We start from the raw sequence: 7,979 nt of genomic DNA on the forward strand, positions 1-7,979 counted from the left end.
GGCGTCCAGACCGCTGTCCAGCACACCGGCGTTGTTCACCAGCACGTCTACCGTGCCGAAGGTCTCCACCGTCTTGGCCACCACGGCGGCGCACTGCTCCGGCTTGGAAATGTCGCAGGGAATAGCCAGAACCTCTCCCCCGGCCTGGCGGATCTCCTCCGCCACCGCATCCAGCGCCTCCACACGCCGGGCAGAGATCACTACCTTGGCCCCTTCAGCGGCAAACAGCTTGGCTGCGCAGGCGACGATGCCGGAGTTGCCGCCCGACAAAATGACTACCTTATCCTTCAAACGGTCCATACAATCAACCTTCTTTCCGTGATAGATCAGACGGAACAATAAACCCATCTGTCTTCTTTATTTTACCATCCAATATGTTAGGGCGCAACGGGATAGCCCGATTCTTTACATGGCCTCTTTCATGGATTTTACATAGGCGGCGATGTGCTGAGGAGCTTGGGTACCGTATTGCTCCAATAGTTTGACAATGGCCGAGCCCACAATTACTCCGTCGGCCAGCTGGGCCATCTGCCCGGCCTGCTCCGGGGTGGAGATGCCAAAGCCGATGGCACAGGGGATCTGGGTGTTCTCCCGCACTGCGTTCACGATGGAACTCAGGTCGGTGGTGATCTCGCTGCGGGTGCCGGTGACTCCCAGGCTGGACACCAGATAGAGAAAGCCCTCCGCCTCCCTGGCAATGGCGGCAATGCGGTGCTCCGACGTGGGGGCGATGAGGGAAATAAAGTCCAGGCCGTGGGCGCGGCAGGGTGCGGCAAACTCCTCCTTCTCCTCGTAGGGGACGTCGGGCAGGATGATGCCGTCCACCCCAACTTCTGCTGCCCGGGCCAGGAAGCGGTCGGTGCCGTAGGAGAAGACCACGTTGGCATAGGTCATGAACACCAGAGGGATGGTCACGTCCTTTCGAAGCTCCTCCACCAGAGCAAAAATCTTGTCCGTGGTGACACCCCCTTTCAGGGCGCGCAGGTTGGCTCCCTGAATGACGGGGCCCTCGGCGGTGGGGTCGGAGAATGGGATACCCAGCTCGATGAGGTCGGCCCCGTTGGCCGCAGCGTCACGGACGGCAGCGGCGGTGGTCTCTAGGTCGGGGTCGCCGCAGGTGAGAAAGGCAATAAATGCCTTGCCGTGGTCAAAGGCGGTTTTGATCTTATTCATGGATATTCTCCCCTCTGTAACGGGCAATGGCGGCGCAGTCCTTGTCCCCCCGGCCCGAGATGGTGATGACCAGAATCTGGTCTTTGGACATGGTGGGGGCCATCTTCCTGGCGTAGGCCACCGCGTGGGCTGACTCGATGGCCGGGATGATGCCCTCAGTTCGGGCCAGGTACTCGAAGGCGTCCACTGCCTCGTCGTCGGTGATGGGGACGTACTCCGCCCGGCCGATGTCGTGGAGCCAGGCATGTTCCGGTCCCACACCGGGGTAGTCCAGCCCGGCGGAGATGGAGTAGACGGGGGCAATCTGGCCGTACTCATCCTGGCAGAAGTAGGACTTCATACCGTGGAAGATGCCTAAGCGGCCGGTGTTGACGGTCGCCGCCGTCTCAAAGGTGTCAATTCCCCGGCCAGCTGCCTCACAGCCAATGAGCCGCACCTGCTTGTCGTCAATAAAGTGATAGAAACTGCCGATGGCGTTGGAGCCACCCCCCACACAGGCCACCACGGCGTCAGGCAGGCGGCCCTCCTTGGCCAGCATCTGCTCTTTGATTTCCTTGGAAATGACGGCCTGGAAGTCCCGCACGATGGTGGGGAACGGGTGAGGACCCATCACGGAGCCCAAACAGTAGTGGGTGTCGGCGATGCGGGAGGTCCACTCCCGCATGGCCTCGGACACGGCGTTCTTCAAGGTGGCGGTGCCAGAGGTAACGGGCACTACCGTGGCCCCCAGCAGGCGCATACGGTATACGTTCAGGGCCTGGCGGACGGTGTCCTCCTCCCCCATAAACACCACGCACTCCATGCCCATGAGGGCGGCGGCGGTGGCGGTGGCCACCCCGTGCTGCCCCGCGCCGGTTTCCGCAATGAGACGGGTCTTGCCCATCTTCTTGGCCAGAAGGGCCTGACCCAGGACGTTGTTGATCTTATGGGCTCCGGTGTGATTGAGGTCCTCCCGCTTGAGGTAGATTTTCGCGCCGCCCAGGTCCTGGGTCATTTTTTTCGCATAGTACAGCCGGGAGGGCCGCCCGGCATACTCGTTGAGCAGCTCCGTCAGTTCCCGGTTAAACTCCGGGTCGTTTTTATAGTGCTCGTAGGCCTCTTCCAGTTCGATAACCGCATTCATCAGGGTCTCGGGGATGTACTGTCCTCCGTGGATTCCGAAGCGGCCCTTGGGATTTGTCATATCTCTTCTTCCTTTCGTACGGCCGCCGCAAAGGCCGCCATTTTATGAAAATCTTTCACGCCCCCGGTCTCAATGCCGGAGCTCACATCCACCCCCCAGGGGTGGAGAACCTGAATGGCCTGGGCCACGTTGTCCGGCCCCAGTCCCCCTGCCAACAAGTAGGGACGGCGGAGGTGTTTCAAGAGAGACCAGTCAAAGGTGCTCCCTGTTCCCGCGCCCGAGTCCAGCAGAATGCAGTCCGCCGAGCTGTTCTCCGCCCGCTCCAGGTCCTTTGGGGTTTTCACCTGAAACGCCTGGATGATGGGTTTCCCGGTGAGAGTTCGCAGCCGTTCCAGATAACCCTCGTCCTCCCTGCCGTGGAGCTGGGCCAGGTCGATGATCCCTGCCTCCAGCAGGGCAGCCACCCGCTCTGGTTCCTCGTCCACAAACACCCCCACCGCCTGAATGGTGGGCGAGAGCTGTTTGCGAAGCGTCCCGGCTTGCTCCCCGGTGACATATCGCCGGCTTTTGGGAGCGAAGACAAAGCCCACAAAGTCCGGCTCCAGGACGTTGGCGGCGGTGAGGTCCTCTGGCCGGGTGAGGCCGCACAGCTTGAATTTCGTCATCGGGCCGCCTCCCGCAGCTGCTCCAGCATGGAGCGCTTATTGGGAGCGCGCATCAGGGCCTCCCCGATGAGCACCGCGTCGGCCCCCACCGCCTTCAGCTCGGCCACGTCCTGGGGGCCGGTCACCCCCGACTCGGCCACGTAGAGTACGTTCGGCGGGATGAGGTCCCGCAGCCGCTTGGCGTTCTGGAAGTCTACGGAGAAGTCCTTGAGGTTGCGGTTGTTGACCCCCAAAATGGTGGCTCCCGCCGCCAGGGCGGAGCGGACCTCCGTCTCGTCGTGGGTCTCCACCAGGGCGGCCAGCCCCAGCGCCTCGCACAGCTTCAGGTATTCCTTCAAGGTCTGGGTTTCCAGCAGAGCGCAGATCAAAAGCACGCAGTCGGCCCCCATGAGGCGCGCCTCATAGATCTGGTAGGGGTCCACGGTAAAGTCCTTGCGCAGCATGGGCAAAGACACGGTCTGCCGCACCCGCCGGAAGATGTCGTTGGAGCCCAGAAACCACCTGGGCTCGGTGAGACAAGAGATGGCATCCGCTCCGGCAGCCTCATACTCTTTGGCAATGTCCAGATAGGGAAACTCCGGGTCGATGAGTCCCTTGGAGGGAGACGCCTTTTTCAGCTCGCACAGGAAGGACAGCCCCGGCTTACTCAGGGCCTTCTGGAAGCGCTCTCTCCCCTGTCCATGGCCCAGGGTCCGCTCCAGCGACCGGCACTGGGCCTGGAGGGTGTCCAGTCCCGCCTTCTCCTTGGCCGCCGCCACCCGCACCCGGGCATGGTCGGCCAGCTGTTCCAGGATGGTCATGCCGCCCCCACCTCCCGGTTGCTCACTACAATGAGCTTCTCCAGGGTGCGGGTGGCCGCGCCCGAGTCGATCAGTTCCCCGGCCAAGGCCACGCCATCTGCCATGGTATCCGCCTTTCCGGCAATGTACAGGGCCGCTCCGGCGTTGAGGAGAACAGCGTTTCGCTTGTGGCCCTGCTCGCCGCTGAGAACTGCCCGGGTGATGGCGGCGTTCTCCGCCGGGGTGCCGCCTTTCAGGTCCTCCCGGGCACAACGGGCAAAGCCAAACTCCTCCGGGGTGATGACCCGGCTCTTAAACCACCCGTCTTTGATTTCGCACACAGTGGTGGGGGCACTGAGGGAAATTTCGTCTAGCTTATCCTGCCCGTAAACCACCATGCCTCGGCGCACGCCCAGGCTGATGAGCACCTGGGCTAGAGGCTGCACCAGATAGTCGTCATATACCCCCAGCAGCTGCATGGACGGAGTGCCGGGGTTGGTGAGAGGGCCAAGAATGTTAAAGACGGTGCGGAAGCCCAGCTCCTTGCGGATGGCCCCCACGTACTTCATGGAGGTGTGGTATTTCTGGGCGAAGAAGAAGCACATGCCCACCTCCCGGAGCAGCTCCACACACTTCTCCGGGCTCTGCTGGATGTTTACCCCCAGGGCCTCCAGACAGTCGGCGGTGCCGCACTGGGAGGAGGCGGCCCGGTTGCCGTGCTTGGCCACCTTCACCCCTCCTGCCGCCGCCACTAAGGCGGAGGTGGTGGAGATATTGAAGCTGTGGGCGTTGTCGCCCCCGGTACCTACGATCTCGAAGAGTTCCATCCCGGTTTCTACCTTGGTGGCGTGGGCGCGCATGGCGGCGGCGCAGCCGGCAATCTCGTCGATGGTCTCCGCCCGGGCGCTCTTGGTGGAGAGGGCCGCGAGAAAAGCGGCGTTCTGGGTGGGAGTGGTCTGGCCGCTCATAATTTCATTCATCACGGTGTAGGCCTCGTCATAGGTGAGGTCCCCTTTGCTGACGATTTTGACAATGGCTTCTTTGATCATGGTGCTTCTCCTTTCTTCAGTCCGTGTCTGCCAAAGGAGAATAAAAAATCGCCCTTGACAGAATGATCTCTTCTGTCAAGGACGAATAAAAAAGCTTATCCGCGGTGCCACCTTGCTTCATAGGAATGACCCTATGCCCTTGCGGGATACCAACATATCCCCGGCAACTGACGCATGCCCATGCGTTGCAGAATACTCTGTGAGGTTCCTCACATTTCCCTGCACCCTCAGCGGTCCATTTGACAGGCTGTTTCTTGCCCGGCTCTCAGCACCCCGGACTCTCTGGAAAGGCATATCCTGCCATTATCTCCGCTTCAACGGTTTAGTAAATTAAATTTTCTGCATCTTAGCACAAAAAGATTTGTTTGTCAACAGCGAGAAGTTTTTTATCGGAATGTCTTTTTTCACACATCCTCTGCCAGTGGCTCCCACCAATAGCGGTGGTCCAGATACCAGTTGATGGTCTCATCCATCCCCTGGTCAAAGGACACCTGGGGCTGCCAGCCCAGCTGGGAGGACAGCTTTCCGCTGTCGATGGCGTAGCGCTTGTCGTGGCCCTTACGGTCGGCCACATGGACTACCTGCTCCGGGGGTACCTCCAGCCTGTGGCAGATAAGGCACACGATCTCCAGGTTGGTGCGTTCGCTGTGGCCTCCGATGTTGTAGACCTCTCCAGCCGCACCGCTTTGGAGGATTGCATCCAGGGCGGCGCAGTGGTCGTCCACGTGGAGCCAGTCCCGCACGTTCTCTCCCCTGCCATACACCGGCAAGGTTTTTCCGGCCAGCGCTCGGACGATCATCCGGGGGATAAGCTTTTCCGGGAACTGGTAGGGACCGTAGTTGTTGGAGCAGCGGCTCACCGTCACGGGCAGACCGTAGGTGCGGCAGTAGGCCAAGGTCAGCAGGTCGGCCCCTGCCTTGGAGGCGCTGTATGGGCTGCTGGGCCGCAAGGGGCTCTCCTCGGTAAAGAGCAGGTCGGGGCGGTCCAGGGGCAGGTCGCCGTAGACCTCGTCGGTAGACACCTGATGAAAGCGCACCCCGCCGTGGGCGCAGCAGGCGTCCAGCAGTACCTGGGTGCCCAGCACGTTGGTCTGTAAAAAGACCTCCGGGGCTTGGATGGAGCGGTCCACATGGCTCTCGGCGGCGAAGTTGATCACTGCCTGGGGCTGTTCCTCCTCAAAGAGTCGTTTCACCGCTGTCCGGTCGCAGATATCTCCCCGCACAAAGCGAAAGTTGGGATGGTCCATCACCGGGGCCAGGGTAGCCAGGTTTCCCGCATAGGTCAGCTTATCCAGACAGACTACCCGGTCCTCCGGGTGGTGTTTGAGCCAATAGAAGATGAAGTTGCTCCCGATGAATCCGGCTCCGCCGGTAACCAGCAGCGTCATGTGTGTCCCTCCCCGTGGTTTTCTGTCCTAACCATACCCCAACAGGGCGGTTCTGGCAAGGAGAAATTTTCCTTCACCGAGGGTAAAACAACACCCTTAGATGTCCGTCAGAAGCGGACACTACCTCCGCTCGCACGCCGTACACCGCGCTTATACGCTCCGGGGTAAGTACCTGCTCCGGGGTACCTTGGGCCACTACTCTACCCTCGTCCAGCAGATAGAGCCGCTGGCAGTACATAGCGGCTAAATTCAGGTCGTGGAGGGCGGCAACAACGGTACAGCTTACTCCCTTTACAAGCTCCATGAGCTGGAGCTGGTACTGCACATCCAGGTGGTTGGTGGGCTCGTCCAGGATGAGGCATGGAGTCTGCTGGGCCAGGGCACGGGCCAAAATGACCCGCTGGCGCTCTCCGCCGGAGAGGGTGGCCATGGAGCGGTTTGCCAGCTCCTCCATCCCCACCTCCCGCAGTGCCTGATGGGCGATGGCGTAGTCTGCTGGGTTGTCCCGTTCCAGGGCTTTTTTATGGGGAGAACGGCCCAGAAGTACCATGTCAAGAACGGTAAAGTCAAATCCCTTGTCGTTATGCTGGGCTACGACTCCAATTTTCTTGGCGCTCTCCCGGCGGCTCTCCCTGGATAAATCCCGGCCATTGAGATACACCGCGCCCCCCTGAGGGACCAGTTGACGGTAGAGGCATTTGAGGAGGGTGCTTTTGCCGCTGCCGTTGGGGCCAATGATCCCCACCAGCTCCCCTGCCCCGGCCTCCAGGATTACTCCATTCAGAATGTGGTTTCCCTCCAGGGTAACTTGCAGGTCTTGGGCTAGCAGTTCCATCACACCTCACCTCCAAATCCGTACCGCCGCCGGGCCAGCAGAGCCAGAAATACCGGTGCGCCCACCAGGGCGGTGAGGATACCGATGGGAATTTCGTTGCCCGGCAGCACCACCCGGCACAGCACATCCATCCACACCAGAAAGACAGCCCCAGTCAGTCCCGCCAGAGGCAGCAGGGTGCGGTGGTCGCTGCCGAAGAGCAGCCGCACCCCATGGGGAATGATGAGACCAACAAAGCCCACCATCCCCGCCTGGTATACCAGTACTCCCACCATGGCGGCCACCACCAGCAGGTACATGAGTCGCCGGCCGGCCAACTCTACCCCCAGGGTACCGGCGCAGTCGTCCCCCAGCAGCATCAGGTTCAGGGTGCGGTACTGGCTCCAGAAGAACAGCCCGCCCGATACCACCACGCCACAGGCGATGGCGTTGCCCGGCCAGTTGGCTGCCCCCATGCCCCCCATGGTCCACTGCACCAGGGCGGCAGCGGCGTGGTCGTCGTTTTCCAGTACAATACAGAAGTTACCCAGGGCGGAGCACACCGCGCTGAGAGCTACGCCGGACAGCAGCAGTTTTATTGGCGTGGAGCGCCCTCCCAGCCGGGACAGTAGGAGTACCGCCGCAGCGGCCAGAAAGGCCCCCACCGCGCCAAATAACCCCATGGCATTGCCGCCCAGAGCGGTGCCCGCCCCAGCGGTCAATGCCAGGGCGGCCCCCAGGTAGGCGCCGGAGGACACGCCCAGGATGTAGGGGTCGGCCATGGTGTTCTGGACCATGGCCTGCATCACCGCGCCGCACAGACCCAGGCCAGCGCCCGTGGCCGCCGCCAGCACCAGCCGGGGCAGGCGGATGAGCCACACCACGTCGTGGACCCCTCCGCTGCCCCATTGACTGCCGTCTCCCAGGCCAAAGAGCTCGTAGGCCATCACCTGGTATACGTCCCCCATGGGGATGGCCATGGAACCCA

Annotated in this window: 9 protein-coding genes; all 9 read right to left on the reverse strand. The window is 61.6% G+C overall.

What is annotated here, in order from left to right; translation table 11 throughout:
• On the reverse strand, positions 1–300 hold a 300-nt coding region (locus ACLTXB_RS10315), incomplete at its 3' end, for an SDR family NAD(P)-dependent oxidoreductase (RefSeq protein ID WP_428226927.1).
• A 105-nt stretch (positions 301–405) separates the two neighbouring features.
• On the reverse strand, positions 406–1,173 hold the full coding sequence (gene trpA / locus ACLTXB_RS10320; protein ID WP_428226928.1) for a tryptophan synthase subunit alpha: 768 nt from the start codon (positions 1,171–1,173) through the stop codon (positions 406–408).
• A complete protein-coding gene (gene trpB / locus ACLTXB_RS10325; protein ID WP_428226929.1) occupies positions 1,166–2,356 on the reverse strand; it encodes a tryptophan synthase subunit beta in 1,191 nt (396 codons plus the stop codon). Before trpB ends, trpA begins: the two co-directional genes overlap by 8 nt.
• Complete coding sequence (locus ACLTXB_RS10330) at positions 2,353–2,961, reverse strand: phosphoribosylanthranilate isomerase (protein ID WP_428226930.1); 609 nt, start codon at positions 2,959–2,961, stop codon at positions 2,353–2,355. Before ACLTXB_RS10330 ends, trpB begins: the two co-directional genes overlap by 4 nt.
• Positions 2,958–3,761 carry an indole-3-glycerol phosphate synthase TrpC gene (trpC, locus tag ACLTXB_RS10335; protein ID WP_428226931.1) on the reverse strand — a complete coding sequence of 268 codons (804 nt, stop codon included), beginning with the start codon at positions 3,759–3,761 and terminating at the stop codon, positions 2,958–2,960. Before trpC ends, ACLTXB_RS10330 begins: the two co-directional genes overlap by 4 nt.
• The gene (trpD, locus tag ACLTXB_RS10340) at positions 3,758–4,789 is read right to left on the reverse strand and encodes an anthranilate phosphoribosyltransferase (RefSeq protein ID WP_428226932.1); all 1,032 of its coding nucleotides are present in this window, start codon (positions 4,787–4,789) and stop codon (positions 3,758–3,760) included. The genes trpC and trpD overlap by 4 nt, the downstream gene beginning before the upstream one ends.
• Before the next feature lie 404 nt (positions 4,790–5,193).
• A complete protein-coding gene (gene rfbB, locus ACLTXB_RS10345) occupies positions 5,194–6,177 on the reverse strand; it encodes a dTDP-glucose 4,6-dehydratase (RefSeq protein WP_428226933.1) in 984 nt (327 codons plus the stop codon).
• 73 nt (positions 6,178–6,250) lie between these two features.
• Entirely contained in the window at positions 6,251–7,012 is a 762-nt protein-coding gene (locus ACLTXB_RS10350) for an ABC transporter ATP-binding protein (RefSeq protein WP_428226934.1), read from the reverse strand.
• Positions 7,012–7,979 (reverse strand): FecCD family ABC transporter permease (locus ACLTXB_RS10355; RefSeq protein WP_428226935.1); only part of this gene is annotated, 968 nt, incomplete at its 5' end. The genes ACLTXB_RS10355 and ACLTXB_RS10350, both read right to left, overlap by 1 nt.

Source organism: Flintibacter sp. (assembly GCF_046973065.1).

What these genes read in the sequence shown, in the direction of transcription:
- trpA (WP_428226928.1), bottom strand. Translation starts at nt 1,173, where the DNA reads ATGAATAAGATCAAAACCGCCTTTGACCACGGCAAGGCATTTATTGCC.
- trpB (WP_428226929.1), bottom strand. Translation starts at nt 2,356, where the DNA reads ATGACAAATCCCAAGGGCCGCTTCGGAATCCACGGAGGACAGTACATC.
- ACLTXB_RS10330 (WP_428226930.1), bottom strand. Translation starts at nt 2,961, where the DNA reads ATGACGAAATTCAAGCTGTGCGGCCTCACCCGGCCAGAGGACCTCACC.
- trpC (WP_428226931.1), bottom strand. Translation starts at nt 3,761, where the DNA reads ATGACCATCCTGGAACAGCTGGCCGACCATGCCCGGGTGCGGGTGGCG.
- trpD (WP_428226932.1), bottom strand. Translation starts at nt 4,789, where the DNA reads ATGATCAAAGAAGCCATTGTCAAAATCGTCAGCAAAGGGGACCTCACC.
- rfbB (WP_428226933.1), bottom strand. Translation starts at nt 6,177, where the DNA reads ATGACGCTGCTGGTTACCGGCGGAGCCGGATTCATCGGGAGCAACTTC.
- ACLTXB_RS10350 (WP_428226934.1), bottom strand. Translation starts at nt 7,012, where the DNA reads ATGGAACTGCTAGCCCAAGACCTGCAAGTTACCCTGGAGGGAAACCAC.